The 26345-nt window shown below is 66.6% G+C and carries 23 protein-coding genes; 14 read left to right on the top strand and 9 right to left on the bottom strand.

The genetic code is table 11. From position 1 onward, the window contains the following. Window positions 1-31: 31 nt before the first annotated feature. The 7 genes from kynU to asnS form a co-directional block, all read right to left on the bottom strand. Window positions 32-1306 carry a kynureninase gene (gene kynU, locus ACZK45_RS13685; protein ID WP_478444831.1) on the bottom strand — a complete coding sequence of 425 codons (1275 nt, stop codon included), beginning with the start codon at window positions 1304-1306 and terminating at the stop codon, window positions 32-34. A 218-nt stretch (window positions 1307-1524) separates the two neighbouring features. Continuing rightward, complete coding sequence (locus ACZK45_RS13680; RefSeq protein ID WP_032127723.1) at window positions 1525-2046, bottom strand: 3-hydroxyanthranilate 3,4-dioxygenase; 522 nt, start codon at window positions 2044-2046, stop codon at window positions 1525-1527. 19 nt (window positions 2047-2065) lie between these two features. Next, window positions 2066-2728: a carbonate dehydratase gene (can, locus tag ACZK45_RS13675; RefSeq protein ID WP_014037740.1), complete on the bottom strand. Its 663-nt coding sequence runs from the start codon at window positions 2726-2728 to the stop codon at window positions 2066-2068. Window positions 2729-2800: 72 nt separating this feature from the next. Then, window positions 2801-3439: an FMN-binding negative transcriptional regulator gene (locus ACZK45_RS13670; RefSeq protein ID WP_180837523.1), complete on the bottom strand. Its 639-nt coding sequence runs from the start codon at window positions 3437-3439 to the stop codon at window positions 2801-2803. A 7-nt stretch (window positions 3440-3446) separates the two neighbouring features. Beyond that, window positions 3447-3761, bottom strand: a complete 315-nt coding sequence (locus tag ACZK45_RS13665; RefSeq protein WP_006453002.1) for a hypothetical protein — start codon at window positions 3759-3761, stop codon at window positions 3447-3449. 7 nt (window positions 3762-3768) lie between these two features. Further along, on the bottom strand, window positions 3769-4068 hold the full coding sequence (locus ACZK45_RS13660; RefSeq protein ID WP_005417403.1) for a hypothetical protein: 300 nt from the start codon (window positions 4066-4068) through the stop codon (window positions 3769-3771). Window positions 4069-4098: 30 nt separating this feature from the next. Beyond that, window positions 4099-5493 carry an asparagine--tRNA ligase gene (asnS, locus tag ACZK45_RS13655; RefSeq protein WP_032127679.1) on the bottom strand — a complete coding sequence of 465 codons (1395 nt, stop codon included), beginning with the start codon at window positions 5491-5493 and terminating at the stop codon, window positions 4099-4101. Window positions 5494-5621: 128 nt separating this feature from the next. Here asnS and ACZK45_RS13650 point away from each other — a divergent pair, with 128 nt between their 5' ends. The 7 genes from ACZK45_RS13650 (at window position 5622) to zipA (ending at window position 12523) form a co-directional block, all read left to right on the top strand. Next, the gene (locus ACZK45_RS13650; protein ID WP_005410230.1) at window positions 5622-5960 is read left to right on the top strand and encodes a HesB/IscA family protein; all 339 of its coding nucleotides are present in this window, start codon (window positions 5622-5624) and stop codon (window positions 5958-5960) included. A gap of 78 nt (window positions 5961-6038) precedes the next feature. Beyond that, a complete protein-coding gene (locus ACZK45_RS13645) occupies window positions 6039-6581 on the top strand; it encodes a CbrC family protein (RefSeq protein WP_478444830.1) in 543 nt (180 codons plus the stop codon). 160 nt (window positions 6582-6741) lie between these two features. Further along, window positions 6742-7179, top strand: coding sequence for a 30S ribosomal protein S6 (gene rpsF / locus ACZK45_RS13640; protein WP_006452997.1), 438 nt, complete (start codon window positions 6742-6744; stop codon window positions 7177-7179). Between the two features lie 11 nt (window positions 7180-7190). Next, window positions 7191-7421, top strand: a complete 231-nt coding sequence (gene rpsR, locus ACZK45_RS13635) for a 30S ribosomal protein S18 (RefSeq protein WP_002804494.1) — start codon at window positions 7191-7193, stop codon at window positions 7419-7421. A 105-nt stretch (window positions 7422-7526) separates the two neighbouring features. After that, the gene (rplI, locus tag ACZK45_RS13630) at window positions 7527-7976 is read left to right on the top strand and encodes a 50S ribosomal protein L9 (RefSeq protein ID WP_014037734.1); all 450 of its coding nucleotides are present in this window, start codon (window positions 7527-7529) and stop codon (window positions 7974-7976) included. A 259-nt stretch (window positions 7977-8235) separates the two neighbouring features. Then, window positions 8236-11739 (top strand): chromosome segregation protein SMC, encoded by a 3504-nt coding sequence (smc, locus tag ACZK45_RS13625; RefSeq protein ID WP_478444829.1) that lies wholly within the window; start codon window positions 8236-8238, stop codon window positions 11737-11739. Between the two features lie 46 nt (window positions 11740-11785). Next, a complete protein-coding gene (gene zipA / locus ACZK45_RS13620) occupies window positions 11786-12523 on the top strand; it encodes a cell division protein ZipA (protein WP_006376490.1) in 738 nt (245 codons plus the stop codon). Between the two features lie 134 nt (window positions 12524-12657). On the opposite strand, the gene ACZK45_RS13615 is transcribed toward zipA, so the two are convergent. Together ACZK45_RS13615 and ACZK45_RS13610 are read right to left on the bottom strand one after the other, a co-directional pair. Continuing rightward, entirely contained in the window at window positions 12658-13104 is a 447-nt protein-coding gene (locus tag ACZK45_RS13615) for an REP-associated tyrosine transposase (protein WP_080103081.1), read from the bottom strand. Between the two features lie 175 nt (window positions 13105-13279). Continuing rightward, window positions 13280-14404: a pyridoxal phosphate-dependent aminotransferase gene (locus ACZK45_RS13610; protein ID WP_478444828.1), complete on the bottom strand. Its 1125-nt coding sequence runs from the start codon at window positions 14402-14404 to the stop codon at window positions 13280-13282. A 364-nt stretch (window positions 14405-14768) separates the two neighbouring features. Between ACZK45_RS13610 and ligA the strand changes: the two genes are divergently transcribed. The 7 genes from ligA to ACZK45_RS13575 all read left to right on the top strand — a co-directional run bounded on the left by ligA (window position 14769) and on the right by ACZK45_RS13575 (window position 26304). Next, window positions 14769-17240, top strand: coding sequence for an NAD-dependent DNA ligase LigA (gene ligA / locus ACZK45_RS13605; RefSeq protein ID WP_180837543.1), 2472 nt, complete (start codon window positions 14769-14771; stop codon window positions 17238-17240). Window positions 17241-17289: 49 nt separating this feature from the next. Then, window positions 17290-17775 carry a GNAT family N-acetyltransferase gene (locus ACZK45_RS13600; RefSeq protein WP_032127684.1) on the top strand — a complete coding sequence of 162 codons (486 nt, stop codon included), beginning with the start codon at window positions 17290-17292 and terminating at the stop codon, window positions 17773-17775. Next, window positions 17772-18728 (top strand): EF-P lysine aminoacylase EpmA, encoded by a 957-nt coding sequence (gene epmA, locus ACZK45_RS13595; protein ID WP_125892083.1) that lies wholly within the window; start codon window positions 17772-17774, stop codon window positions 18726-18728. Before ACZK45_RS13600 ends, epmA begins: the two co-directional genes overlap by 4 nt. A 142-nt stretch (window positions 18729-18870) precedes the next feature. Beyond that, window positions 18871-19599, top strand: coding sequence for a DUF3011 domain-containing protein (locus tag ACZK45_RS13590; RefSeq protein ID WP_032127686.1), 729 nt, complete (start codon window positions 18871-18873; stop codon window positions 19597-19599). A 47-nt stretch (window positions 19600-19646) separates the two neighbouring features. Continuing rightward, on the top strand, window positions 19647-20711 hold the full coding sequence (mtnA, locus tag ACZK45_RS13585; RefSeq protein WP_293792773.1) for an S-methyl-5-thioribose-1-phosphate isomerase: 1065 nt from the start codon (window positions 19647-19649) through the stop codon (window positions 20709-20711). Window positions 20712-20929: 218 nt separating this feature from the next. Next, window positions 20930-23644, top strand: a complete 2715-nt coding sequence (gene gyrA / locus ACZK45_RS13580; protein WP_125892079.1) for a DNA gyrase subunit A — start codon at window positions 20930-20932, stop codon at window positions 23642-23644. 131 nt (window positions 23645-23775) lie between these two features. After that, entirely contained in the window at window positions 23776-26304 is a 2529-nt protein-coding gene (locus tag ACZK45_RS13575; RefSeq protein ID WP_478444827.1) for a membrane-bound PQQ-dependent dehydrogenase, glucose/quinate/shikimate family, read from the top strand. The last annotated feature ends 41 nt before the right edge of the window (window positions 26305-26345 follow it).

Here is a 26345-nt window from a genome sequence, read left to right as displayed (position 1 = left end):
CGAACTGTCCAGCAGTAGGGGAGGGGCCGGCTTAGAGGCCGGCCCAGGCTTCCACTTCCTCGACGAAGTGGTGCACGTCCAGGTAGCGGTTGTAGAGCGGCGTGGGCGAGATGCGGATCACGTCGGGTTCGCGCCAGTCGCCGAGCACGCCGATGCCGCGCAGATGCTCGAACAGCGCACGGCCGCGCTCGCGGCCACCGATCACGCGCAGCGACAACTGGCAGCCACGGCGCTGCGGCTCGGCCGGGGTGATGATGTCCAGCACGCCGGACAGGCGCGCACGGACCAGTGCTTCGAGCATGCCGGTCAGTGCCAGCGACTTGCTGCGCAGCGCCTCCATGCCGGCGCGCTCGAACAGGTCCAGCGAGGCGCGCAGCGGCGCCAGGCCGAGGATTGGCGGATTGCTCAGCTGCCAGCCTTCGGCACCGATGGCCGGCGTGAACTGCGGTGCCATCTGGAAGCGGGTGGATTCCTCATGGCCCCACCAGCCGGCAAAGCGCGGCAGGCTGGTGTCGCGGTGATGGCGCTCGTGGACGAAGGCGCCGGCAACCGCGCCCGGGCCGCTGTTGAGGTACTTGTAGTGGCACCACACGGCGAAATCAGGGGCCACGTCATGCAGGCGCAGCGGCAGGTTGCCGACCGAGTGTGCCAGGTCGAAGCCGATACGCGCGCCCTGCAGGCGTGAGGCGCGGGTGATCGCATCGAGGTCGAAGGCCTGGCCGGTGCGGTACTGCACGCCGGGCCACAGCACCAGCGCCAGGCGTGAACCGTGCTCGGCGATGGCATGCTCGATCGCGGTCAGTGAAATCGTGCCGTTGGCCTCGTCCGGCTGCACTTCCACCAGGCACTCGGCCGGGTCGAAACCATGGAAGCGGATCTGTGCTTCCACCGCGTGGCGATCGGTCGGGAATGCGCCGGCTTCCATCAGGATCACCGGGCGCTCGGCCGTGGGCCGGTAGAAGCTGACCATCATCAGGTGCAGGTTCACGCTCAGCGTGTTCATTGCAACCACCTCGCTGGGCAGCGCACCGACCACGCGGGCCAGCTGCGCGCTCACCAGGCGGTGGTAGGACAGCCACTGCGTCGGGCCGGTGAAGTGGCCTTCCACCGCCAGCTCACCCCACTGCTTCATCACTTCCTGCACGGCCGCCTGCGCGCCACGCGGCTGCAGGCCCAGCGAGTTGCCGACGAAGTAGGTCTGCTCGCCGCCGCCATGGCGCGGAATCAGGAATTCATTGCGCAGCGGGCGCAGCGGATCGGCGGCGTCCAGGGCAATGGCGTGGGTGCGGCTGAGCAGGTCGGACATGGTCGGGCAACAGGCTGCAACGGGACCGCCAGTGTAGCGCCTGGGGCATGGCCCGGTAGCTGCCAACCCAACGCCAGCGCCGCATGACCCGGTTGTCGCCAACCTTGGTTGGCGCACGTACAAGCAAGCGCCCACCAAGGTGGGCATCTACAAGGTGGGCATCTACCAGAGCGGGGGCGAGCATGCGCCCACCAGGGTGGGCGACTACCGTTCGAGGCTCAGCCGACCGCTGGCGCCGGCAGCGGGTCCACGTGCCCGCACTCGCTGCAGGTACGCAGTTCCAGGCTGGCGTGGTAACGCGCGAATACCTTGGGCAGGTCGGTTTCGATGTTCTGCAGCGGGAAATACTCTTCGTGCAGCTTGTGGTTGCAGCGTTCGCAATGCCAGATCACGCCGTCCATCTCGTGCGGCAGGCGCTTGCGCTCGACCACCAGACCGATACCACCGGGCGGGCGCCGCGGCGAGTGCGGAACCTTTGCCGGCAGCAGGAAGATCTCGCCGGCGCGGATCGGAATGTCGCGCACTGCGCCGTCTTCCTGCACCTTCAGCACCATCTCGCCTTCGAGCTGGTAGAACCACTCGGGGCCTTCGTCGTAGTGGAAGTCGGTACGCGAGTTCGGCCCGCCCACCACCATCACGATGAAGTCTCCGTTGTCGATCATCTTGTTGCCCACCGGCGGCTTCAGCAGGTGGCGGTTTTCTTCGATCCAGGCGTGCAGGTTGATCGGCGAAGCGAGCATGGTGGTCATCCGTAAGGGATCAGTCGCGCTTGCCCTTGCGCGGGACGTAGGACAGGGCCTTTTCGTAGGCCGGCTGCAGTTCTTCCTGCGAACCGACGTCGATGCCCATCTCGCGCACGCGTCCGTCCTTCAGGCTGTAGACCCAGCCGTGCACCATCAGCTTCTGGCCGCGGGCCCAGGCGTCCTGCACGATGGTCGAGCGGCACAGATTGGCCACCTGCTCGATCACGTTCAGTTCGCACAGGCGTGCGTGCTTTAGCTCGTCGGTCTCGATCGCATCGAGGATGCCGGTGTGCTTCTGCATCACGTCGCCAACGTGGCGCAGCCAGTTGTCGGCCAGGCCGACGCGGGTGTTGTGCAGGCAGGCATGCACGCCGCCGCAGCCGTAGTGGCCGACGATCAGGATGTGCTTCACCTTCAGCTGGTCTACCGCGTACTGCACCACGCTCAGGCAGTTCAGATCGGTGTGGGCGACCACGTTGGCGACGTTGCGGTGCACGAACACTTCACCCGGGGCCATGCCGATGATCTGGTTGGCCGGCACGCGCGAATCGGAACAGCCGATCCACAGGTATTCGGGGTGCTGCTGCTTGGCGAGCTGGTGGAAGAACTCGGGGTCTTCCTTCTCGATGCGGTCGGCCCAGTCGCGGTTGTTCTGCAGCAGTTTGTGGATGTCTTTCATGTATGGGTCCCTGGCGTCGGGTGGGGGCTCGCCGCAGCCGCCCGGCTGCGTCGTCGCGGGAATCTGGGGCGTTCAGTCGCTGCGGGCGGCCTGTTCGCGGTGCCAGCGCATCCACTGCGCCAACTCGGTGGAAGCGGGGGTGCCCAGCTGTTCCAGTTCGGTGATCACCGCGCGCTGGTTCGCATCGGGATGGTTCTGGCTCAGCTTGAGCTTCAGCTGCACCTGTTCGACCTGGAAACGGAAGCCGACGATGGCGCGCAGCTCCGGGCCATGTTCGGCACGCGTGGCATCGAACTGCCAGGCCTGGCCGACACTCGCTTCGAAGCGGTCGCTGATCGCGCCGACCAGTTCGGCCAGCGCCTCGGTATCGTCGAAGGTCTGCAGCTGGCCACGCAGCTCGGCAGCGGCGTAGTTCCAGGTGGGTACCCGCGCAGCGGGTTCCTTGTCCGGATACCAGCTGGCCGAGACGTAGCCATGCGGACCATCGATCAGTACCTTGGCCGCGCCGCGGTGGCGCGACTGCGGGTTGGCGCGCGCCCAGTGGCCGCGCAGTTCGATCTGGTCGCCGTCACGCCGGTACAGCACCGGCATCCGGGTCAGCTCCGGCAGGCCATCGCTGCCGGGCGTAAGCACGGTAACGAACGGGTCGCGCGCCAGCAGGCGGTCCAGCCAGAGCAGGTCGGTCTCGGCGAAGGCGCGCGGGGTGAACATGCAGGGGTCAGGCGCGCCCGCCCAGCGACTGGATCATGCGGCCGCGCAGGCCCTCATCGCTGTCGGCCTGCGGCGGCTGCACTTCGTGCAGACTGAAGCCGCGCACCAGCGCGTCTTCCTCGTCCAAGCCGTCGTACTCGACGAATTCGGCGTCGAACAGCTGCGAACGCGCGGTGTCTTCGCTGTCATAGCTCAGCGTGTTGCCATCGCTGTCGAGCACTTCGGCGGTGCCGGCCGGGCGCACGCGCAGGCGCGCCCAGATCAGGGTGTTGCCGAGGCTGGCCAGCCACCAGCTGTCGCGCGAGGCGGTGATGTCATTCATGGATGTGTTACCAGAGCGAGGCCAGCCAGAGCAGGGCGGCCATGCCCAGTCCGGCCAGCAGGGTCAGCAGCGATACCCAGGCCGGCGTCGCCAGCCCGGACAGCGAGCGGTCCGGCTGCTGGCGATAGTCACGGCGCAGCAGCCAGGCCAGGGCATCGGGCTTGAGGAAGGCACCGCTGCCGAAGCGCTCGGCGAGCGCCGGATGGCGATCGCGTACGTGCACCAGGGTCAGCGGCCAGAAGATCACGAAGGCACTGAACCCGGCCACTGCAACGCCGACGAAACAGAGGGCGAAGAACAGGGTCATGGGAGCGGTACCTCCGTGGTCGTGTGGGGCTTAGAAGTCCGCGCTGCCCGGGGCGCGCGGGTAGGGGATCGCATCGCGGATGTTGGACAGCCCGCAGACGTACACCACCAGGCGTTCGAAGCCCAGGCCGAAGCCGGCGTGCGGCACCGAACCATAGCGGCGGAAGTCGCGATACCAGCTGTAGTGCTCACGATCCAGGCCGAACTGGGCCATGCGCGCATCCAGCACGTCCAGGCGCTCTTCGCGCTGGCTGCCGCCGATGATCTCGCCGATGCCCGGGGCCAGCACGTCCATCGCGGCAACGGTCTTGCCGTCGTCGTTCAGGCGCATGTAGAAGGCCTTGATGTGCTCCGGATAGTTGGTCACCACCACCGGGCGGCCGACGTGTTCTTCGGTCAGCCAGCGTTCGTGCTCGGTCTGCAGGTCCAGGCCCCATTCGACCGGGAAGTCGAACTTCTTGCCGGACTTCTGCAGCAGGCTGACCGCATCGGTGTAGTCGATGCGCTCGAACGGCGCATTGATGAAGTCTTCCAGCTTGGTGATCGCGTTCTTGTCCACGCGCTCGGCGATGAAGGCCAGGTCGTCGCCACGCTCGTTCAGCACCGCACGGAACAGGTACTTCAGGAACTCTTCGGCCAGGCGCGCGTCTTCGGCCAGGTCGGCGAAGGCGATTTCCGGCTCGATCATCCAGAACTCCGCCAGGTGGCGGGTGGTGTGGCTGTTCTCGGCGCGGAAGGTCGGGCCGAAGGTGTAGACCTTGCTCAGCGCCAGGCAGTAGGCCTCGACGTTCAGCTGGCCGGACACGGTCAGGAAGGTTTCCTTGCCGAAGAAGTCGCGGCTGAAATCGATCGCGCCCTTCTCGTCACGCGGCAGGTTCACCATGTCCAGGGTGGACACGCGGAACATCTGGCCGGCGCCTTCGGCGTCGGAGGTGGTGATGATCGGGGTGCTGATCCAGTTGAAGCCGTTCTCGTGGAAGAAACGGTGCACGGCCTGGGCCAGGCAGTTGCGGATGCGGGTGACCGCGCCGAACAGGTTGGTGCGCGGGCGCAGGTGCGCCACTTCGCGCAGGAACTCCGGCGACATCGGCTTGGGCTGGATCGGGTAGGTGAGCGGGTCTTCGACCCAGCCGACCACTTCCAGCGCGCTGGCCTGGATCTCGAACGACTGGCCCTTGCCCTGCGACTTCACCAGGGTGCCGGTGGCGATGACCGAGCAGCCGCTGGTCAGGCGCTTGATCTCATCGAAGTTGGCCAGGCTGTCGCCGGCCACGACCTGGATCGGCGCGAAGCAGGAGCCGTCGCTCACATTCACGAAGGCCAGATTCGCTGAACCGCGCACCGTGCGCACCCATCCGCGTACCGTGACTTCGCCGCCTTCCGGGATCTTCCCGGCAAGCGCATGTTCAACGCTGACCACCGTCATGACTTGAATCCTCTGCTGATCGACTCGATCTGTGAACACGGGAGTTTACCGGTTGCAGCGTTCTGCTTGCGAGGCATTTTTCGTGGCAACGGCTCCTTATAATGTCCCCGTACCTATGGAGTAGCCCCATGGCCGTCAGCCTGACCCCCATTGCCTTCGAGCGCGTGCAGCGCTTTGTCGCCCAGACCCCTGGCGCGCTGGGCCTGCGTTTCGGCGTGACCAAGACCGGTTGCTCGGGCTGGGGTCACATCACCGACCTGGCCCGCGACGAGCGCGAGGGCGATACCGTGTTCGAGCAGGACGGCGTGAAGATCTATGTCGATGCCAAGAGCCTGGCGCTGGTGGACGGCACCGTGATCGACTTCGGCAAGCACGGCCTGAGCGAAACGTTCACGTTCAGCAACCCGAACGCCACCGCCGAGTGTGGCTGCGGTGAAAGCTTCACCACCGACGCCGACAAGGCCTGAGGGCTGGTTCTGGCGTCCGCCGGGCATGGCCGGGCGCTGGTAGATGCCAACCTTGGTCGGCAGGGAAGGGATCCACGGATGGAACGACCGCTTTTCATTTATCACCCCAATGCCTACGCCCTCTCCTTCGAAGAGGTCGACGGGGTCTGCGACTGCTGCGGTCAGCCGCGCACACTGCGCTACCGGGGGCCGTTCTACTCCGTTCTGAGCCCCGATTACCTGTGCCCCTGGTGCATTGCCGATGGCAGGGCAGTGGCCAGTTACGAGGGTGAATTCACCGGCTGGAGCGATATCGAGGGGGTATCCCCGGATCCGGCCGATCCGCCGCCGACCATCGCCCGCGAGCTGCTGCTGGAGATCTGCGAGCGCACCCCGGGCTACTCGTCCTGGCAGCAGTCGGTCTGGCTCAGCCATTGTGAGCGGCCCTGCGCCTTCCTCGGTTACGCCGGCAGCGAAGATCTGCTGCCCATCCTCGACGAGGTCCGGCCCGACGTGGTCGAGGTCAACCCGCGCGACGCCGACTGGGTGCTGGACCACCTGAGCCGGGACGGGGAGATGATTGGCTGCCTGTTCCAGTGCCTGGAATGCGGCCAGCACCGCCTTCATGTGGATCTGGGGTAGCCCGGTTCAGGTTGCCCTGTGGCCCGCCGGTTGCCCGGCCACCCCATCTGCGCCATAATGCGCGGCTTCCTGCCTTCCTGGCGGGAATCCTTGCCCCACCGCGGTCTCAACGGCGGGGGGCTGTCCGGCCGCGAGGCCACATCCGAAAGGTAGAAAAAACATGAGTCGTCATTACGAAATCGTGTTCATGGTCCACCCGGACCAGAGCGAGCAGGTCCCGGCCATGATCGAGCGCTACAAGTCGCTGGTCGAGAACGGCAACGGCACCATCCACCGTCTGGAAGACTGGGGCCGCCGCCAGCTGGCGTACCCGATCCAGAACCTGGTGAAGGCCCACTACGTGCTGATGAACATCGAAGCCGACCAGGCCGTTCTGAACGAACTGACCGAAAGCTTCCGCTTCAACGACGCCGTGCTGCGCAACCTGGTCATCAAGCGTGACGAGGCTGACACCGAGCAGTCGCTGATCATGAAGAGCAAGGACGAGAAGGGTGACAAGCCGGAGCGCGGTGAGCGCCGTCGTCGTGACGACGAAGAAGGCGAGTCCACCACCACCGCTGACAACGAAGCCGGCGACGACGCCGCTTCCGCCGCCTAAGGAGCCTTCCCATGTCCAAGTTCTTCCGTCGCCGCAAGTTCTGCAAGTTCACGGCTGAAGGTGTGAAGGAGATCGACTACAAGGATCTCAACACCCTGCGCCAGTATCTGACCGAGAACGGCAAGATCGTGCCGAGCCGCGTCACCGGTACCAAGTCGAAGTACCAGCGTCAGCTGGCGACCGCCGTCAAGCGCGCTCGCTTCCTGGCCCTGATCCCGTACACCGACAACCACGACGTCTGATGCCCGGCGGGGCGGCCCGGTGCCGCCCCCGCTGTGCCAGCTATTCGGACAGCCTTTGTTGCGGGGCATCGCCTCGCTAACGAATAACTTATCTGGAGCAATACCATGCAGCTGATCCTCCTGCAGAAAGTCACCAACCTCGGCAATCTGGGCGACCTGGTCGACGTGAAGCCGGGCTACGGCCGTAACTTCCTCGTGCCGCAGGGCAAGGCCGTTCCGGCCACCGAGAGCAACAAGGCCGAGTTCGAAGCCAAGCGCGCCGAATACGAAGCCAAGGCCCAGGCCATCCACGCCGACGCTGACGCCCGCAAGGCCAAGCTGGAAGGCGCGAGCGTGACCATCCCGGCCAACGCTTCGACCGAAGGCAAGCTGTACGGCTCGGTCGGCGCCCGCGAAATCGCCGATGCCTTCACCGCTGCCGGCCTGCCGGTCAGCAAGAGCGAAGTCATCCTGGGCGAAGGCGCCTTCCGCAACATCGGCGAATACGACGTGCTGGTCCACCTGCACGCCGACGTCGAGACCACCGTCAAGGTCGTCGTCGTCGCCGAAGCCTGATCCCACGCCGCAAGGCCTGGAATCACCGCAGAACGGGCGCCCGCAAGGGTGCCCGTTTTGTTTTATGGCTCCGTTTCGTGGCGTCGGGCCACGTCCGGCCGGCGGGGTGGGGCTGGACAATGTTCCACGCCCATTCGTAGAACACGGCCACATCGGTATACTCAGGGCGTCACACCCGTTCCACGGGCATCGATCCCAGCAGGATCAATGACTTGGAGGGTAAACGCAGGCCGCTTGCCGGCCCCAGTCCGGAACCCCTATGCGTCTTTCCACGATCAAGCTGTCCGGCTTCAAGTCGTTCGTCGATCCGACCACCCTGCACCTGCCGACCAACATGACCGGCGTGGTGGGCCCCAATGGCTGCGGCAAGTCGAACATCATCGACGCCGTGCGCTGGGTCATGGGCGAGAGCTCGGCCAGCCGCCTGCGTGGCGACTCGCTGACCGACGTGATCTTCTCCGGCTCCAACGCCCGCAAGCCGGTGTCGCAGGCCACGGTTGAGCTGATCTTCGACAACTCCGACCACACGATCTCGGGCGAGTACGCCTCGTTCAACGAAATCTCGGTCAAGCGCACGGTCAGCCGCGACGGCACCAGCAACTATTACCTCAACGGCACCAAGTGCCGCCGCCGCGACATCACCGACCTGTTCCTCGGCACCGGCCTGGGCCCGCGCAGCTACTCGATCATCGAACAGGGCATGATCAGCCAGATCATCGAGGCGCGCCCGGAAGACCTGCGCGTGTACCTGGAGGAGGCGGCCGGCATCTCCAAGTACAAGGAGCGCCGCAAGGAGACCGAGACCCGCATCCGCCACACCCGCGAGAACCTGGACCGGCTGGGCGACCTGCGCGACGAGATCAGCAAGCAGCTCGAACACCTCAAGCGCCAGGCCAGGCAGGCCGAGCAGTACCAGGCGCTGCAGGAAGAGCGCCGGGTCAAGGATGCCGAGTGGAAGGCCCTGGAATTCCGCGGGTTGGACGGTCGCCTGTCCAAGCTGCGCGAAGGGCTGTCGCAGGAAGAGACCAAGCTGCAGCAGCTGATCGCCGATCAGCGTGATGCCGAGGCCCGCATCGAGACCTCGCGCGTTCGACGCGAAGAGGCCGCCGACGCGCTCAACACCGCGCAGGCTGCGGTCTATCAGGTCGGCAGCACGCTGGCGCGCCTGGAGCAGCAGATCCAGCACCAGCGCGAGCTGTCGCAGCGCCTGCACAAGGCGCGCGACGAGACCCGCCAGGCGTTGGCCGAACTGGGCCAGCACATCAGCGGCGACGAAGCCAAGCTGATGGTGCTGCGCGAGGCGGTGGAGGCCGCCACCCCGCAGCTGGAAGAACTGCAGGAAGAGAACGAGATCAAGCAGGAAAGCCTGCGCGAGGCCGAGGACCGGCTGGCCAGCTGGCAGCAGCGCTGGGAGCAGCACACCTCGCAGAGTTCGGAGGCGTCGCGCGCCGGCGATGTCGAGCGCACGCGCGTGGACTACCTGGACAAGCAGATCCTCGACGCTGACCGGCGTCGCGAGGCCCTGGCCGCCGAGCGCGCCGGGCTGGACGTGGACGCGCTGGAAGAAGCCTTCGAGCAGCTGCACCTGCAGCACGACACGCAGAAGACCGCGCTGGATGAATTGAGCGAAGACGTCGAGCTGCGCAAGCAGGGCGTGGCGACGGTGCAGGAACAGCAGCGCAATGGCCAGAACGAACTGGCCGAACTGCGCAAGCAGGCCAACGGCCTGCGCGGTCGCCTGGCTTCGCTGGAAACCCTGCAGCAGGCCGCGCTGGGCCAGGAGCAGGGCGCGGCCGTGGCCTGGTTGAAGGCGCGTGGACTGGATTCGGCGGCGCGTGTCGGCGAACGCCTGGACGTTGATGCCGGCTGGGAAAACGCGGTGGAAAGCGCGCTCGGCCAATTGATCGAAGGCGTGCTGGTTGATGATCCGGCCAGCCTGGTCGATGCCCTCGGCGAATTGGGCGAGGGCCACATCGCGCTGGTTGCCAACGATGGCGCGGACCTGAAGGTCGCGCCAACCTCGCTGGCGGCCCGCGTGCGTGGCCCGGCCGCGATCCGTCGCCTGCTGGCGCACCTGCACGCAGCCAAGGACCTGTCCGAGGCGAAGGTGTTGCAGGGCAGTCTTCCGGAAGGCGATTCGATCATCACCCGGAGCGGCGAGCGCCTGGGCCAGGGCTGGCTGCGCGTGTCGCGCTCCGGTGCGGCCCAGCAGGGCGCGCTGCTGCGCGAACGTGAGATCAACGAGCTGCGTGAGCAGATCGAGCAACTGCAGGATCGCGAAGCCGAGCTGGAAGAACAGCTGAGTGGTTTCCGCGAGCAGTTGCAGGCCGCTGAGCAGCAGCGCGAAGACGCGCAGCGTGCGCTGTACCAGGCCCATCGTGCGGTCTCTGAACTGGCTGGCCAATTGCAGGGACAGCAGGGCAAGGTGGAGGCGGCGCGAACGCGCATCGACCGCATCGAAGGTGAACTGAAGCAGCTGCAGGAAGCGCTGGAAGCCAACAACGAGCAGGCGCGTGAAGCGCGGTCGCGGTTGGAAAACGCGGTCAGCAGCATGGGCGACCTGGAATCGACCCGGCAACGGCTGGAGGGTGAGCGCCGCCAGCTGACCGAGGCCCGCGACCTGGCCAGAGACGCCGCGCGAGCGGTGCGCGAGCGCTCGCACTCGTTGGCGCTGACCCTGGAATCGCAGCGGGCGCAGCTGGCTTCACTGAGCCAAGCGCTGGAACGCATGGGTACCCAGCGCGGGCAGTTGGATTCGCGACTGGGCGAACTGCATTCGCAGCTGGACGAAGGTGATTCGCCGGTCGAGTCGCTGCAGGCCGAGCACCAGAACGCACTGGAAGAGCGTGTGCGTGCCGATCGCGTGCTGACCGAGGCGCGCACGCTGCTGGACGGCATCGACGCCGAGCTGCGCAATTACGAGCAGACCCGTCACCAGCGTGACGAACAGGCGCTGGCCCAGCGCGAGCGTATTTCGCAGCGCAAGCTGGACCAGCAGGCGCTGGTGCTCAGCGCGGATACCCTGCAGGGCGCGGTGGAGAAGGCCGGGTTCGTGCTGCAGGACGTGCTCAACGCACTGCCCGAGGACGCCCGCCTGGGTGACTGGGAGCAGGCCGTGCACCAGATCGATGGCCGCATGCGCCGGCTGGAGCCGGTCAACCTGGCCGCCATCCACGAGTACGGCGAGGCTTCGCAGCGCTCGGATTACCTGGATTCGCAGCACACCGACCTGACCACGGCGCTGGAAACCCTTGAGGATGCCATCCGCAAGATCGACCGCGAGACCCGCGGTCGTTTCAAGGACACCTTCGATCGTGTCAACGCTGGCGTGCAGGCGCTGTACCCGCGCCTGTTCGGTGGCGGCCACGCCTACCTGGAACTGACCGGTGAAGACTTGCTCGACACCGGTGTGACCATCATGGCGCGTCCGCCGGGCAAGCGCGTGTCCAGCATCTCGCTGCTGTCCGGCGGCGAGAAGGCGATGACCGCGGTGGCGCTGGTGTTCGCCATCTTCCAGCTGAACCCCGCGCCGTTCTGCCTGCTGGACGAGGTGGACGCGCCGCTGGACGAAGCCAACGTCGGCCGCCTGGCCAACATGGTCAAGGAGATGAGCGAAAAGGTGCAGTTCCTGTTCGTCAGCCACAACAAAGCGACGATGGAGGCCGCGCACCAGCTGTCGGGCGTGACCATGCGCGAGCCGGGCGTCAGCCGCCTGGTCAGCGTGGACCTGGAAGAAGCCGCGCGATTGGCGGGCGCGGCCTGACGTGCCATCCTAGTTACCTGAATGAACTAGCCGGAGAACCTATCGAATGTCCGACACGGCACTGTTGCGCATCGGCATCCTGGCCGCCGGCCTGCTGTTGATCGCCGCGATCTTCCTGTTTGGCCGTCCGAAAAAGAAGCCCCAGGGGCGCCGCGTGGAAGGCGCGGAACCGACCAGCGGCGAGCGCCGCGAACCGGTACTGGGCGAAGACGGCGTCGCCGTGGCCGATGGCCGCGTCGAACCGGGCATGGGCACGGAAGGCGAGCAGGCCGAACTTGGTCTGGGCGAAACCGACCCGGGCGCCAGTGATCTCGGCAAGCGCGCCACCCAGGATTTCGACAAGATCGTCTCCTTGTTCGTGGCTGCCCGGGCCGGCGAGCAGCTTCGTGGTGAGGACATCGTGGTGGCGGCTGAGAAGACCGGCCTGGTGTTCGGCCACATGAACGTGTTCCACCGTCTGGTGGAAGGCCACCCCGAGCGCGGCCCGATCTTCTCGATGGCCAGCATCATGAAGCCGGGCAGCTTCGACATGGCCAACATCCGTGCCATGGAAACCCCGGCCATCGCCTTCTTCCTGACCCTGCCGGCGCCGCTGACCGCGCTGGACGCCTGGGAGAAGATGCTGCCGACGGTGCAGCGCATGGCTGAACTGCTGGATGGCGTGGTGCTCGATGACAGCCGCAATGCCCTGGGCCGCCAGCGCATCGCACACATCCGTGACGAGCTGCGCGCCTACGACCGCCAGCACCAGGCCCCGCCGCTGACCAAGACCCCGCGCTGGTAAGCCCCCAACTGTGGAGTCGAGCCATGCTCGACTGCCTTTCTGTAGAGTCGAGCCATGCTCGACTTGCGGATCCCAGGGTAAGCCCCAGTCGAGCATCGCTCGACTCTACAGGGTCGGCCATCCCTGACTCGCCTCTAGGGCGATCGATCGAACCACCGGCACCAGGCAAACGGATGATCGCCGAGCTGTGCCGCCAGCCCGGCGCGCACAGGATTCGCTGCGATGTACAGAGCTTGGTTTCTCAGGGACTCATCACATCGCACAGCGTGATCATGGTAACCACGCTGCCAGAGCGGCCCGTCGATGCCTATGAGTCGGCTGCAGCGGGATTTCATCATCTGGACCGACGCGGCAAGGGTTCCTGAGCGCAGTTGCATCAACCAATGCACATGATCTGGCATGACCGCCCATGCGAGGTTAAGGCATCGACCCTCCTGCTGAATCCACTGCAGGCCCGCTACAACGACGGCGGCCTGGTGTGGATCATCAAAGTGCCGATGGCGCTGGTGAGTGACAGTGGTGATCGCGTAGACGTTCCGCAGTTGCGACCAACGGCCTCTCAGGAGACGTGGACTGGGCATGCCTCAGCATTGGCTGGCCGAGGCAGCTTGGATATCGCTTGAGTGCGGTAAGGCTTGTAGGGAAAGCCCCAGTCGAGCATGGCTCGACTCTACAGGGGCCCAGGTCGGCACCCACAACAGTAGATCCACGCCATGCGTGGATGGGGCGAACCAAGGTTCGCCCCCACCAACAGGATCAGGCCGGCACGCCGGCCACCTTCGCGAACGCATGGCGGAACGCGGCCATTTCTTCTTCGGTGCCGACGGTCACGCGCACGCGCTGTGGCCAGATCGGCCAGCTGCGTCCGATCACCACGCCGTTGTCCGCCATCGCCTTGGCGAACGCGCTGCCATCGCGTTGCACGTCGACCACGAAGCAGTTCGCTTCCGACGGCACGCAGCTGAAACCACGCTTGCCCAGCCACGCGATGGTGGCCTGCCGCACCTTGGCATTCTGCAGGCGGCGCTGCGGAATCAACTGCGGATCGCGCAGGCTGGCCAGTGCAGCGGCCAGTGCCGGCACGGGTAGCGGGTTGTCGCCGAGGCTGGCCAGCTCGCGCAGGCGGTCGGGATGTGCGGTCGCCACGCCCAGGCGCAGGCCGGCCATGCCATATAGCTTGGAGAACGTGCGCAACACGATCAGGTCATCGCGCTGCGCCACCTGCGCGATCAGGCTCGGCTGTTCGCTGTACTGCAGATACGCCTCGTCCAACAGCACGCGGGTGGAAGCGGGCTTGTGGGCCAGCAGCCAGGCGAGCTCATCCGGTGGGCTGATCGAGCCGGTCGGGTTGTTCGGGTTGCACACATACAGCAGCCCGGTCGGGCGTGCGTGTGCGGCGGCGACCATCGCACGCAGGTCGTGTGCACCGTCCTCGCGCAGCGGCACTTTCTGCACGTGTGCACCGTGTGCGGCGGCGACCTCGCCCAGCGTCTCGAAGGTCGGGTCGGCCACTACCAGCCCCGCCTGCGGGCCGGTCCATAGCACGGCGGCGCGGTTCAGCGGCTCGCTGGAACCCGGATACAGCCGCACGTGATCAGCCGGGATGCGCGCCTGTTCGATGAAGGCATCGCGAACCTGTGCCGCCAGAGCGAAGCGGTAGCGGCCGCAGCTGGCGATGCTGTCGCGCGCCGCCTGCTGGGCGGCGCGCGAGGGGCCGTACGGGCATTCGTTGAAGTTCAGTAGTACGGCGCCTTCGGCAGGGGCTGGGGCGGCGGCTGTCGCGGGTTGGGCATGGCCGAGCTGCGGCAGCCCGGTGCCGGCGACGGCGAGGCCAGCACCGGCCAGTTGCAGGAAGCGTCGACGGGAGGCGGGCAGGGTCACGGGCGGGATTCCGAAGGGAAGACCGTCGCACGCTAGCGCCGGTGGGGATGGGCGGCAAGCTGCTTTTTGTGGAGTCGAACCATGCTTGACTGCAGATGTGCCAACCAAGGTTGGCACCTACCAGAGCGGGAGGGTGGTTGGCACCTACCAGAGCGGGAGGGTGGTTGGCACGTACCAGAGCTGGGGAGTGGTTGGCACGTACCAGAGCTGGGGAGTGGTTGGCACGTACCAGGATGGGGGAGTGGTTGGCACCTGCCAGAGCGAGGGAGCACCAGTCGAGCAAGCTCGACGCTACAAAGGCGGGAGCGTTACAGGGCCTGACGGTCGGGCGCGGTAGAATCCCCGGCCATCCCAGAACCACCGGATCCCGATGAGCCCCAGCCCCGCCGAACGCGCCGAAGACCTTCGCCGGCAGATCGCCCAGGCCAACCGCGCCTACCATGAGCTGGACGCGCCGGAGATCCCCGACGTCGACTACGACCGGATGGTGCGCGAGCTGGAAGCGCTGGAGCGCGAGCATCCGGAGCTGGCCCGTGCCGACAGCCCGACCCAGCAGGTCGGTGCGCGCCCCTCCGGCCGCTTCCCGGAAGTGCGCCACGCGGTGCCGATGCTGTCGCTGTCCAATGCCTTCAGCGACGAGGAAGTGGCAGATTTCGTGCGCCGCATCGACGAGCGCCTGGGCCGACGCAGCCTGCGGTTCTCGGCCGAGCCGAAGATGGACGGCCTGGCGATCAGCCTGCGCTACGAGGACGGTCATTTCGTACTCGGCGCGACCCGCGGCGATGGCAGTACCGGCGAGGACGTGACGGCCAACCTGCGCGAGATCGGTGATATTCCCAAGCGGCTGCACGGCAAGGACTGGCCGGATGTGCTGGAGGTGCGTGGTGAGGTCTACATGGCCCGCGCCGACTTCGAGTCCTACAACGAGCGTGCGCGCCTGCAGGGCGGCAAGGTGCTGGCCAACCCGCGCAACGCCGCCGCCGGTTCGCTGCGCCAGCTCGACCCGAAGATCAGTGCGCAGCGCCGGCTGAGTTTCTTCGCCTACGGCACCGGCGAAGTGCAGGGCGGCGAGCTGCCGGACACCCATTCGGGCACACTGGCCCAGCTCGGTGCCTGGGGCTTCCCGGTCAGTGAGCTGTGCAAGGTCGTGGAAGGCACCGACGGCCTGCTCGGCTACTACCGCGATATCGGTGAGCGCCGCGATGGCCTGCCGTTCGATATCGATGGCGTGGTCTACAAGCTGGATGACCGCGCCGGCCAGCAGGCCATGGGCTTCGTTTCGCGTGCGCCGCGCTGGGCCATCGCGCACAAGTTCCCGGCACAGGAACAGAGCACTACGGTAGAGGCGATCGAGATCCAGATCGGCCGCACCGGTGCAGCCACACCGGTCGCGCGGCTGGCGCCGGTGGCGGTGGCAGGCGTGATCGTGTCCAACGCCACGTTGCACAACGCCGACCAGATCGCACGCCTGGATGTGCGCGTGGGTGACAGCGTGATCGTGCGCCGCGCCGGTGATGTGATTCCGGAAGTGGTCAGCGTCATCCTTGATCGCCGCCCGCCGGGCACCACGCCGTGGCAGATGCCGACGCGCTGCCCGGTGTGCGGCTCGGAAATCGTGCGCGAGGAAGGTGCTGCCGCATGGCGCTGCTCGGGCGAACTGTCCTGCCCGGCGCAGCGCAAGGAAGCCATCGCCCATTTCGCCTCGCGTCGCGCGATGGATATCGATGGCCTGGGTGACAAGTACATCGAAACTCTGGTCGACGCCGGCATCGTCAGAAGCGTGGCCGATCTGTACCGGCTCAACCGTGACCAGCTGCTGCATCTGAAGCTGGTGCTGGATGCCGAGGACCCTTCCGCACTGGCGGCTGCGCTGAAGCTGCACCTGCCCGCCGAAGGCAGTGGTGCGGTGCTCAATGCGGTGCTCAAGCTGGATGGCAACGATCCGGGCTGGCGAGCACAGGCGCTGGCACAGCCGGCCAGCTTCGAATGGAACACGAAGAAGATCGCCACCAAGTGGGCCGACAACCTGATCGCGGCGATCGATGCCAGCCGTGCGGCCACGCTGGAGCGCCTGCTGTTCGCGCTTGGCATCGAGCACGTGGGCGAGAGCACGGCCAAGGCGCTGGCGCAGTGGTTCGGTGACCTGGAGCTTATCCGCCACCTGCCGTGGCCGCTGTTCAAGCGTGTGCCGGACATCGGCGGCGAAGTGGCGCGTTCGCTGGGTCATTTCTTCGAGCAGCAGGGCAACCAGCAGGCCATCGATGACCTGCTGCAGGTCGGTCAGGTGCGCATCAGCGATGTGCATGCGCCCAGTGCCAAGCTGCGCGAAGGGCTGGATCTGGCGCAGCTGCTGGTCGAATCGGAGATCCCTGGCATCACCCGCCTGCGCGCCGAAAAACTGGTCGCTGCGCTTTCCGGCGCGCAAGCAGTGCTCGACGCCGAGCATGGCCAGTTCGTCAACGCCGGCCTGCCCGATGACACTGCACGCGGCCTGGCTGCGTGGCTCGATGCCGATGGCCATGGCGCGATGTTGCTGGCGGCCGAGAAGGCGATGCAGCAGATCCTGGCCAAGGCGCCGGCGCTGGCCGAGATCGTGGCCGGCCCGCTGGATGGGCAGACCGTGGTGCTGACCGGCACCCTGGCCCAGCTCACCCGCGATGCCGCCAAGGAACGCCTGGAAGCGCTGGGTGCCAAGGTCTCCGGCAGCGTGTCGAAGAAGACCAGCTTCGTGGTGGCCGGTACCGAGGCCGGCTCCAAGCTGGACAAGGCGCAGTCGCTGGGCGTGCCGGTATGGGACGAAGACCGCCTGCTGGCCTACCTCGCCGAACACGAATGATGACCCCGCCGGGTGCCTGGCGCCCGGCATGAAACACAAAGGAACACCGATGCAGACCGCTCCGCTGGATTTCCGCCTGGCCACCCGTGCCGACGAAGAACTGTTGATCGCGTTGATGCGCGAGTTCTATGCCGAAGACAAGATCGACTTCGACGACGCGCGCGTGCGTCGCGGCGTGGACGCGCTGCTGGCCGATCCGCGCAATGGCGAGGTGCTGCTGTGGCTGGACGAGGCCGCCGAGGTGGTGGGCTACGCAGTGATCGCGATGGGTTTCAGCCTGGAGCAGGGCGGCCACTTCATGCTGCTGGACGAGCTGTACCTGAGCCACCGCGCGCGCGGCCGCGGCCGCGGCAAGCAGGCGCTGGCCATCTGCGAACAGCGCGCTCGCGGGCGTGGCGTCAGCCGCCTGCGGCTGGAAGTGAACCACCACAACGAACTGGCCCGGCGCCTGTACCTGGCCAGTGGCTACATCGATGACACCCGCGATCTGCTGACCCTGCCGCTGGATCATCCGCGCCCGGAGGGCATCCTGTGAGCGAGGCCCTGCTGCGCGCGCTGCAGCAGCGTGCCGCGCTCAACGCGCTGGTGCGCCGCTTCTTCGCCGATCGCGATGTGCTGGAGGTGGAGACGCCGATCCTGTCGGTGGCCGGCAACACCGAGCCGAACATCGACAGCTTCCATACCGATTTCACCGGCCATGTCGATGCCGGTGGCCGCCGCCGCTGGCTGCGTACCTCGCCGGAGTATCCGCTCAAGCGCCTGCTGGCGGCGGGCGTGGGTGACTGTTACGAACTGGGCCGGGTGTTCCGCAACGGCGAGGCGGGCGGCCGCCACAATCCGGAATTCACCATGCTGGAGTGGTACCGGGTCGGTTGGGACCACCATCGTCTGGTGCAGGAAACCGCCGAGCTGGTCGGCCAGGCGCTGGCCCTGGTCGGGCGCAGTGCGACGCTGCGTGTGCTCAGTTACCGCGAGCTGTTCCAGCAGTACGTGGGTGTGGATCCGTTCGATGCCGACGAGGCCGCGCTGCGTGCCGCGCTGGGCGAGGTACATATCGACCCGGTCGGGCTGACCCGCGATGACTGGCTGGATCTGCTGATGACCCATCATATCCAGCCGCATTTCGATGACGCGGTGATGACCGTGGTCCACGATTGGCCTGCCAGCCAGGCCGCACTGGCGCGCATTCGAGCCGGCACGCCGCCGCTGGCCGAGCGTTTCGAGCTTTATCTGGGGGCCGTGGAACTGGCCAACGGCTATCACGAACTGAACGACGCGCACGAACAGCGTGCGCGATTCCAGCGTGACCTGCAGCGACGCCATGAGCGGGGCCAGGTGCAACCGTCCGTGGATGAGGCGCTGCTGTCGGCGTTGCCATCGATGCCTGCCTGCGCTGGCGTGGCGGTGGGTGTCGATCGGTTGTTGATGGCGATGAGCCGCACGCCGCGTATCGCCGATGTGCTGGCCTACGACTTCGCCCACGCGTGAGCGCGGTGCGCACGTTCCTGAACATCGAAGACTGAACGGAATTCCGCGTTTCCGCGCTTGCTTCGGTAAGCAGGATGATGCTCTTATCACGGCAGATGCCGGACACTGGCACGCAGTTCATCCATTCCTGCTGGGGAAGGCTTTGGTCAAGTGGTTTGCGGTTGTCGCTGCACCGGTGTACTCCATCGCGCTCTGGGGTGCCTGGCTGCCGTCATCGGCGTCGGCCCAGCAGGCGGGCTATGACGGCGAAGTGGTGACCTGCGAATCGCGCGACATGGGCTGGGTGCATTGCGATATCGACGTCAGCAATGGCATCGACCTTGTGCGCCAGTTGTCCAGCAACAGTTGCATCCGTGGCAGCGAGTGGGGCACCGACCGCAGTGGCGTGTGGGTCACCCTTGGCTGCCGCGCAGAGTTCCGTGCGCGTCGTGCGGAAGGTGCAGCGCCTGCGGCAACGGAAGGCAAGCGCCTGGTCCGCCGTGTGGTGCGCTGCGAATCCAATGGCCGCCCGCAGAGTTGCCCGGTGCGCCTGGACGGGGCGCCGGTGCGCCTGCTGCGCCAGCTGTCGGTGCTGCCGTGCCGCGAAGGGCAGGGCTGGGGCTACAAGCGCAATGAAGTCTGGACCAGCCGTGGTTGCCAGGGCGATTTCGAAGTGGCTGACGAGGACGGCCGTTTTGTCGACGTGCCACGCCGCCTGACCTGCGAGTCGAAGTCGAAGAAGCGCCGCTTCTGTGGGGCGAGCATTTCGGTCGGCGCGGTCGTTACCGAGCAGTTGTCCAGCACCCCGTGCGAGGAAGGCAACACCTGGGGCTGGAACCGCAACGGGATCTGGGTGGACGGCGGCTGCCGCGCCGAATTCTCGGTGAATTGAGCCCGGGCAGGCTCCAACCACGCGGGGCGTGGCCCTACAATGGGCCCATGAACACTGCCTCCGACATCGACTACGCCCGTTATGACCACATCCGCCCGATCCTCTGGACCGGCGATGCCCTGCAACTGCTGGACCAGCGCAAGCTGCCGTTCGTGGTCGAGCACGTGGTCTGCCATGACAGTGACGAAGTTGCCAGCGCCATCCACGCGCTGACCGTGCGTGGCGCGCCGGCGATCGGCATTGCCGCAGCCTGGGGTGTGGTGCTGGCGGCGCGGGACGTGCAGGCCGCTGATGGCGCGCATGCGCTTCAGCAGTTGGAGCCGGCGCTGCAGCGCCTGAACGCATCGCGCCCGACCGCCGTCAATCTGGCCTGGGCGCTGGCGCGCATGCGTCGCTGCCTGAACGTCGCCGGCGGCGACTGGAAGGCCCTGCTGGAAGCCGAAGCGCAGGCCATTGCCGAGGAGGACCTGGCCGCCAACCGCCACATGGGCGCGCTGGGCGCGGGCCTGATCGAGGCCGGCAGCGGCGTGCTGACCCACTGCAACACCGGCTCGCTGGCCACCGCCGGCTTCGGCACGGCACTGGGCGTGATCCGTGCCGGCATGGCCCAGCACCGCATCGCCCGCGTGTTCGCCGGCGAGACCCGTCCGTGGCTGCAGGGCGCACGCCTGACCGTGTGGGAACTGCAGCAGGATGGCATCGACGCCACCCTGATCGCCGATTCGGCAGCCTCGCACCTGATGAAGACCGGCGCCGTGCAGTGGGTGATCGTCGGCGCCGACCGCATCTGCGCCAACGGCGATACCGCCAACAAGATCGGCACCTATCAGCTGGCCATCGCCGCTCGCCACCACGGGGTCAAGTTCATGGTGGTGGCGCCGTCCTCGACCGTGGACATGGAGACCGTGGATGGCAGCCAGATCGAGATCGAGCAGCGCGACCCGGGCGAGCTGTACGGCGTGGGCGGTACCCGCACCGTGGCCGAAGGCATCGCCGCCTGGAACCCGGTGTTCGACGTCACCCCGGGTGAACTGATCGATGCCATCGTGACCGAGCGCGGGGTGATCCTGAACCCGACCATCGAGAACATGCGCGCCGCCTTTGGTGGCTGAGGCACAGGGGAGGGGGCAGCGTGACCTCCGTCCCCGGTAGTGCCGGCCGTTGGCCGGCACCCCCCTAAGTTCCTGATTTGTGCCGGTAAAATCCCCGTAAATGGAGGCAGGGAACGGCCTGTTGTGGTAGTATCCACAGGTTGAATCGAGGTTCCGGCACGACCCCCTCCCGCAGAGGGCTGCGCCGGACTGGACCGCTACCAGACAACGGAACCCGAATGGCAGAAAACGCCAAGGAAATCATCCAGGTCAACCTGGAAGACGAGATGCGCAAGAGCTACCTCGATTACGCCATGAGCGTGATCGTGGGCCGCGCGCTCCCGGATGCGCGCGATGGCCTCAAGCCGGTGCATCGCCGCGTGTTGTTCGCGATGAACGAACTCAACGCGCACAGCAACAAGCCCTACTTCAAGTCGGCGCGTATCGTCGGTGACGTCATCGGTAAGTACCACCCGCATGGCGATCAGTCGGTGTACGACACGCTGGTGCGCCTGGCACAGCCGTTCTCGCTGCGTTACATGCTGGTCGATGGCCAGGGTAACTTCGGCTCGATCGATGGCGACTCCGCCGCGGCGATGCGATACACCGAAGCGCGCATGTCGCGCCTCGCGCATGAGCTGATGGCGGACATCGACAAGGAAACCGTCGATTTCCAGCCCAACTACGACGAGAAGGAACTGGAGCCGACGGTCATGCCGACCCGGTTCCCGAACCTGCTGGTCAACGGTTCGGCCGGTATCGCGGTGGGCATGGCCACCAACATCCCGCCGCACAACCTGAGCGAATCGATCAACGCCTGCATCGCGCTGATTGATAATCCGGAAATCGATGTCGACGGCCTGATGGAGTACATCCCGGGCCCGGATTTCCCGACTGCCGGCATCATCAATGGCACTGCCGGCATCGTCGCCGGCTATCGCACCGGCCGCGGCCGTGTGCGCATCCGTGCCAAGGCCGATATCGAAGTGGCCGACAACGGCCGCGAATCGATCATCGTCACCGAAATTCCTTACCAGGTGAACAAGGCGCGTCTGATCGAGAAGATCGCCGAGCTGGTCAAGGAAAAGAAGATCGAAGGCATCAGCGAGCTGCGCGATGAGTCCGACAAGGACGGCATGCGCATCTACATCGAGATCAAGCGCGGTGAATCTGCCGAGGTTGTGCTGAACAACCTGTACCAGCAGACGCAGATGGAATCGGTGTTCGGCATCAACATGGTGGCGCTGGTCGATGGCCGCCCGCAGTTGATGAACCTCAAGCAGATGCTGGAGGCGTTCGTCCGCCACCGTCGCGAAGTGGTCACCCGTCGCACCGTGTTCGAGCTGCGCAAGGCGCGCGCCCGTGCCCACGTGCTGGAAGGCCTGACCGTTGCGCTGGCCAACATCGACGAGATGATCGAGCTGATCAAGACCTCGCCGAACCCGAATGAAGCACGCGAGCGCATGCTGGCGCGCGTGTGGGAGCCGGGCCTGGTCGGTGCGATGCTGGGTGCCGCCGGTGCCGAAGCCTCGCGTCCGGAAGACCTGCCCAAGGGCGTGGGCCTGATCGAGGGCGGCTACCAGCTGACCGAGATCCAGGCCACCCAGATCCTGGAAATGCGCCTGCACCGCCTGACCGGGCTGGAGCAGGACCGCCTGACCGACGAGTACAAGCAGCTGCTGGAAGTGATCGCCGGGCTGATCCACATCCTGGAAGATCCCGACCGCCTGCTGCAGGTGATCCGCGAGGAGCTGGTCAACGTCAAGGCCGAGTTCGGCGACGAGCGTCGTACCGAAATCCGCCACAGCGAAGAAGACCTGGACATCCTCGACCTGATCGCGCCGGAAGACGTGGTGGTCACCGTGTCGCATGCTGGTTACGTGAAGCGGCAGCCGGTGAGCGTGTACCGCGCACAGCGCCGTGGCGGCCGCGGCCGCAGTGCGGCAGCGACCAAGGAAGAGGATTTCATCGAACAGCTGTGGCTGGTCAACACGCACGATACGCTGCTGACCTTCACCAGCTCGGGCAAGGTGTTCTGGCTGCCGGTCTACCAGCTGCCCGAAGCCGGTTCCAACGCCCGCGGCCGTCCGATCATCAACTGGATCCCGCTGGAGCCGGGCGAACGCGTGCAGGCCGTGCTGCCGGTGCGTGAGTACGCCGACGGCCAGTTCGTGTTCTTCGCCACGAAGAACGGTACGGTCAAGAAGACCCCGCTGAGCGAGTTCGCCTTCCGTCTGGCGCGCGGCAAGATCGCAATCAATCTGGACGAGGGCGATGCCCTGGTCGGCGTCGGCCTGACCGACGGCGAGCGCGACATCCTGCTGTTCGCCTCCAACGGCAAGACCGTGCGCTTCGGTGAAGACAAGGTCCGCTCGATGGGCCGTACCGCAACCGGCGTGCGTGGCATCAAGATGCCGGCCGGCGAGGAAGTGGTCAGCCTGATCGTGGCCGAAAGTGCCGGTGGCAGCGAGGACGAGAACGAGGACGACAACGGTGTCGAGGAAACCGCAGCCAATGGCGATGCGGTGATCGACGGCGCCGATGACGCCAGCGTGCAGTACATCCTCACCGCCACCGAGAACGGCTACGGCAAGCGCACCCCGCTGCCCGACTACCCGCGCAAGGGCCGTGGCACGCAGGGCGTGATCGGCATCCAGACCACCGAGCGCAACGGCAAGCTGGTCGCCGCGGTGCTGATGGGCTCCAGCGACGAAGTGCTGCTGATCTCCGATGGTGGCACCCTGGTGCGTACGCGTGGCTCGGAAATCAGCCGCGTCGGCCGCAACACCCAGGGCGTGACCCTGATCCGCCTGTCCAAGGACGAGAAGCTGCAGGCGGTGGAGCGCATGGATGCCTCGATCGACGAGGACGAGGACGAGGTGGCCGTCGCCGCCCCGGCCGCGACCGACGGCGCACCGGCGGCTGCCAGCAGCGAGGACGCCGCGCAGGAGTGATCCTGCCATCAGGTTGAGGTACCCGACGACGCCGGCCCTGTGCCGGCGTCGTCGTATCCGGGTGCCGCACATACGCGCGCGCTTCACGCAGGCGGTGGGATAACGGCGCATGCTGCCCCCGGAGATCGACGATGTCCGCCACGCCGCAGTCTGCTCCTGCCCCCGTTCGCGCCTCCCGGCATCCCCTTGTCACCGTGCTGTCGCTGCTGCTGGTCGTGCTCGGCCTGGTCATCGGCGGGCTCGGTGCGTGGCTGTTCAGCCTTGGCGGCTCGGCGTACTACGCCATCGCCGGGCTCGGTCTGCTGGCCAGCGGCATCCTGTTGTTCGGCAACCGCCGCAGCGGTGCATTGCTGTACGCGCTGGTGTTCATCGGCACGCTGCTGTGGACCTGGTGGGAGTCAGGCAGCGACTACTGGCGCTGGGTGCCACGGCTGGGCCTGGTGACGGCACTCGGCATCGTGCTGGCCTTGCTGGCGCCCACCCTGCACGAGCCGGTCTCCAAACGCCTGTCGCGCAGCGTGGCGGGTGTGCTGATGCTGGTGTTCGTGGCCGCCTTCGGCCTGGCCTTTGCGCCGCATGGTGAAGTGGATGGGCATCAGCCGTTCCCGGAAGGCGCGGTCAGCGCCGGACTGGAACCTACGCGTGATACCACGGGCCTGCAGCCGGCTGACCAGCCCGCCGAGGGCGACTGGCCGGCGTGGGGCCGCAGCAACGCCGCCACCCGCTATTCGCCGCTGCAGCAGATCACCCCGGCCAATGTGGCCACGTTGCAGCCAGCCTGGCAGTTCCGTACCGGCGATATGCCCAAGAAGCGCTGGGGCGCGGAAACCACGCCGCTGAAGATCGGCGATCGCCTTTACCTGTGCACCGCGCGCAACCGCCTGATCGCACTCGATGCCGCCAGCGGCAAGGAACTGTGGCGGTTCGACCCCAAGGTGAAGGACGCCTCGATTCCGTACACCGCCGCCTGCCGTGGGGTGAGCTACTACGAGCAGCCCCGCACGCCGACCATTGCCGATGCGGCATTGGCCGATGTCGCCGCCGATCTGGCGCTGCCGGAGCCGCCGCCCAGCGTCACCCGCAGTGCTGCACCGGGCAGCCGTCCGGCGTGCTGGGCACGCATCATCGAAGGCACGCTGGACGGCCGCATCATCGCGGTGGACGCGGACAGCGGCCGCCCCTGCGCCAACTTCGGCAACAACGGCCAGGTCGACATCACCCTGGGCATGGGGGAGGTGCCACCGGGTTACGTGTCGATCACCTCGCCACCGGCCATCGTGCGTGGCGTGATCGTGACCGGTCACCAGGTGCTGGACGGGCAGCGCCGTGACGCGCCGTCGGGCGTGATCCAGGCCTACGATGCCATCACCGGCAAGCTGCGCTGGGCGTGGGACATGGACCAGCCCGAGCGCAGCGGTCTGCCGCCGCGCGGGCAGACCTATACGCGCGGCACGCCCAACATGTGGACCACCGCCACTGGTGATGAGGCGCTGGGCCTGGTCTACCTGCCGCTGGGCAATTCCGCGGGTGACTACTGGAGCGGCTCACGCACGGAAACCCAGAACCGCTATGCGACGTCACTGGTGGCGATCGACGTGGCCACCGGCAAGCCGGCCTGGCATTTCCAGGCGGTGCGCAAGGACGTGTGGGATTACGACCTGGGTTCGCAGGCCAGCCTGATCGATTACCCGACCGCTGCCGGCAAAGTGCCGGCGATCCTGTTGCCGACCAAGCAGGGCGACATCTACATCCTCGACCGCCGCAACGGCCAGCTTCTGACCGCGGCCGAAGAGCGCAAGGTGCCCATCGGTGGTGTTGAGCCCGAGCAGCGCTCGCCCACGCAACTGTTCTCGCTGTATCACACGTTGCGCCGCGAGCATGAGCTGACCGAGCGCGACATGTGGGGCATCACCCCGATCGACCAGCTGGTCTGCCGCATCCAGTTCCGCAAGGCCTACTACGAAGGTTTCTACACGCCGCCGAGCAGTGACCGCCATTCCTTCGAGTACCCCGGCTACAACGGCGGCTCGGACTGGGGCAGCGTGTCCATCGATACGCGTCGTGGCGTGATCGTGGCCAACTACAACGACATGCCCAACTACAACCGGCTGGTGCCGCGTGCCGAGGCCGATCGCCTGGGTTGGCTGCCGCGCGAAAAGATCCGGTTCGACAAGGGCGGCGCTGAGGGCGCGGGCGACCCACAGGTGGGCACGCCCTATGCCATCCAGGTCAATGCCGGTTGGCGCCTGCCGTTCACCGGTCTGCTGTGCAAGCAGCCGCCCTATGGTGGCATCCGTGCCATCGACCTGCGCACCGGCAAACTGCTGTGGGACCGCCCGTTCGGCAGTGCACGTGGCAATGGACCCTTCGGCATCCGCTCCGGCCTGCCGATCGAGATCGGCACGCCGAACAATGGCGGCTCGGTGGTGACCGCCAGCGGCCTGATCTTCATCGCCGCCGCCACCGATGATCTGCTGCGTGCCATCGACCTGAAGACCGGCAAGGAACTGTGGCACGCCAAGCTGCCTGCCGGTGGCCAGGCGAACCCGATGGTGTACGAGCAGGGCGGGCGCCAGTACGTGGTGATCATGGCCGGCGGCCACCATTTCATGGAAACCCCGAACGGCGATTACGTGATGGCGTTTGCGTTGCCGAGGTAACCGCAAGGGGGGCGGTGGGCCGCCCCCGTTGCATGACGCTG

The organism is Stenotrophomonas sp. 63632_Sma (assembly GCF_056482875.1).
This window is presented reverse-complemented; position numbering and strand designations above follow the sequence as displayed.

What these genes read in the sequence shown, in the direction of transcription:
- kynU (WP_478444831.1), bottom strand. Translation starts at nt 1,306, where the DNA reads ATGTCCGACCTGCTCAGCCGCACCCACGCCATTGCCCTGGACGCCGCC.
- ACZK45_RS13680 (WP_032127723.1), bottom strand. Translation starts at nt 2,046, where the DNA reads ATGCTCGCTTCGCCGATCAACCTGCACGCCTGGATCGAAGAAAACCGC.
- can (WP_014037740.1), bottom strand. Translation starts at nt 2,728, where the DNA reads ATGAAAGACATCCACAAACTGCTGCAGAACAACCGCGACTGGGCCGAC.
- ACZK45_RS13670 (WP_180837523.1), bottom strand. Translation starts at nt 3,439, where the DNA reads ATGTTCACCCCGCGCGCCTTCGCCGAGACCGACCTGCTCTGGCTGGAC.
- ACZK45_RS13665 (WP_006453002.1), bottom strand. Translation starts at nt 3,761, where the DNA reads ATGAATGACATCACCGCCTCGCGCGACAGCTGGTGGCTGGCCAGCCTC.
- ACZK45_RS13660 (WP_005417403.1), bottom strand. Translation starts at nt 4,068, where the DNA reads ATGACCCTGTTCTTCGCCCTCTGTTTCGTCGGCGTTGCAGTGGCCGGG.
- asnS (WP_032127679.1), bottom strand. Translation starts at nt 5,493, where the DNA reads ATGACGGTGGTCAGCGTTGAACATGCGCTTGCCGGGAAGATCCCGGAA.
- ACZK45_RS13650 (WP_005410230.1), top strand. Translation starts at nt 5,622, where the DNA reads ATGGCCGTCAGCCTGACCCCCATTGCCTTCGAGCGCGTGCAGCGCTTT.
- ACZK45_RS13645 (WP_478444830.1), top strand. Translation starts at nt 6,039, where the DNA reads ATGGAACGACCGCTTTTCATTTATCACCCCAATGCCTACGCCCTCTCC.
- rpsF (WP_006452997.1), top strand. Translation starts at nt 6,742, where the DNA reads ATGAGTCGTCATTACGAAATCGTGTTCATGGTCCACCCGGACCAGAGC.
- rpsR (WP_002804494.1), top strand. Translation starts at nt 7,191, where the DNA reads ATGTCCAAGTTCTTCCGTCGCCGCAAGTTCTGCAAGTTCACGGCTGAA.
- rplI (WP_014037734.1), top strand. Translation starts at nt 7,527, where the DNA reads ATGCAGCTGATCCTCCTGCAGAAAGTCACCAACCTCGGCAATCTGGGC.
- smc (WP_478444829.1), top strand. Translation starts at nt 8,236, where the DNA reads ATGCGTCTTTCCACGATCAAGCTGTCCGGCTTCAAGTCGTTCGTCGAT.
- zipA (WP_006376490.1), top strand. Translation starts at nt 11,786, where the DNA reads ATGTCCGACACGGCACTGTTGCGCATCGGCATCCTGGCCGCCGGCCTG.
- ACZK45_RS13615 (WP_080103081.1), bottom strand. Translation starts at nt 13,104, where the DNA reads ATGCCCAGTCCACGTCTCCTGAGAGGCCGTTGGTCGCAACTGCGGAAC.
- ACZK45_RS13600 (WP_032127684.1), top strand. Translation starts at nt 17,290, where the DNA reads ATGCAGACCGCTCCGCTGGATTTCCGCCTGGCCACCCGTGCCGACGAA.
- mtnA (WP_293792773.1), top strand. Translation starts at nt 19,647, where the DNA reads ATGAACACTGCCTCCGACATCGACTACGCCCGTTATGACCACATCCGC.
- gyrA (WP_125892079.1), top strand. Translation starts at nt 20,930, where the DNA reads ATGGCAGAAAACGCCAAGGAAATCATCCAGGTCAACCTGGAAGACGAG.
- ACZK45_RS13575 (WP_478444827.1), top strand. Translation starts at nt 23,776, where the DNA reads ATGTCCGCCACGCCGCAGTCTGCTCCTGCCCCCGTTCGCGCCTCCCGG.